Raw genomic sequence first — 1,784 nt, forward strand, 5'->3', positions numbered from 1 at the left:
GAGTTCCGCGGCGGCCTGCGGGTCACCACGGAGCAGACGATCGGCGTCGTCCGCATGGTGCTCACGGGGCAGGTGACCCCGGAGGTCGTCGGGCTGATCAACCAGTACGGACCGCTGGCCGTCGGCCTGTCCGGGGAGGACGGCGGCCTGTTCACCGCTGCCCGCACGTACGCGATCGTCGATGGTGAGCCGGTGGACGTCGGCCTGGTCGGTGACGTCGTCGAGGTCGACCCCGCACCGGTGACCGCGCTGCTCGAGGCCGGGCACATCCCCGTCGTCGCGACCGTCGCACCCGACCGCGACGGTGTCGTGCACAACGTCAACGCCGACACGGCCGCGGCCGCGCTGGCCGTGGCCCTCGGCGCGGTGAAGCTCGTCGTCCTGACCGACGTCGAGGGGCTCTATGCCGACTGGCCCGACCGCGATTCGCTGGTGCAGCAGATCGACGCGGCGGAGCTGGCCGAGATCCTTCCCAGCCTGGACTCCGGAATGGTGCCGAAGATGGCCGCCTGCCTCCGGGCGGTGGAGAACGGGGTGAACCGCGCGACCGTGGTCGACGGGCGCACGCCGCACGCCCTGCTGCTGGAGATGTTCACGACCGAAGGGACCGGGACGATGGTCGTCCCGTCCTCGCCGACGGAGAGGGAGGGCACAGCATGACGCACACCGAGGAGCTGGCCACCCGCTGGTCGGCCGTGATGATGGGCAACTACAAGCGGCCGTCGGTCGCGCTGGCCCGCGGCGCGGGAGCCACCGTCTGGGACGTCGAGGGCCGTGAGTACACCGACCTGATCGGCGGGATCGCGACAACGATCCTCGGCCACGCGCACCCCAAGGTCGTCGAGGCGATCACCGCCCAGGCGCAGACCTTGGGGCACGTCTCCAACCTGGTGATGCACGAGCCGGGCCTGCGGCTGGCCGAACGGCTGCTCGAGCTCGCCGGCCGGCCGGGACGGGTGTTCTTCTGCAACTCCGGTGCCGAGGCCAACGAGATGGCGTTCAAGATCAGCCGGCTCACCGGCCGGCCCGAGGTCGTCGCCACGCTCGGCTCCTTCCACGGCCGGACCATGGGGGCGCTGGCCCTCACCGGCCAGCCGTCGAAGGCGGCAGCCTTCGCGCCGCTGCCCGGCGGCGTGCAGCACGTGCCCTACGGCGACGTCGACGCCCTTCGGTCGGCGGTGGGCGAGCAGACCGCGATGGTGCTGCTCGAGCCCATGCTGGGGGAGGGCGGCGTCGTGCCGGCCCCTGCCGGCTACCTGTCCGCGGCGGCGCACGCCGCCGGAGAGGCCGGTGCGCTGTTCGCTCTCGACGAGGTGCAGACCGGCCTCGGCCGCACCGGGCAGTGGTTCGCCCACCACGCCGACGGGCTTCAGCCCGACCTGATCACCCTCGCCAAGGCGCTGGGCGGTGGCCTGCCGATGGGTGCGACGCTCGCGTTCGGCGAGGCAGCCGACCTGATGACGGCCGGGTCGCACGGCTCGACGTTCGGCGGCAACCCCATCGCTGCCGCGGCCGCGCTCGCGGTGCTCGACACGATCCGCGACGAGGGCCTGCTGGAGCGGGCCAAGGAGCTCGAGCACCGGTTCACTGCCGCCATCGAGGGTCTCGGCCACGCCGGTATCAGCGGCGTCCGGGGGAGGGGCGCGCTGCTCGGCGTCGTCCTCACCGCCGACGTCGCCGCGGCCGTGGAGGCGAACCTGCGCACCGCCGGCTTCCTCGCCAACGCCGTCGCACCGGGCGTGATCCGGCTCGCCCCGCCCCTCGTCCTCACCGACGCGCAGGCC

The 1,784-nt window shown here is 73.3% G+C and carries 2 protein-coding genes; both read left to right on the plus strand.

Annotated elements, in window-relative coordinates:
• Positions 1-660 (plus strand): acetylglutamate kinase (argB, locus tag VGD70_RS34160; protein ID WP_331088806.1); only part of this gene is annotated, 660 nt, incomplete at its 5' end.
• On the plus strand, positions 657-1,784 hold a 1,128-nt coding region (locus VGD70_RS34165), incomplete at its 3' end, for an acetylornithine transaminase (protein ID WP_331088808.1). The genes argB and VGD70_RS34165, both read left to right, overlap by 4 nt.

Origin of the sequence: Actinophytocola sp. (assembly GCF_036402745.1) — a bacterium.
Taxonomy (GTDB): Bacteria; Actinomycetota; Actinomycetes; order Mycobacteriales; family Pseudonocardiaceae; genus Actinophytocola.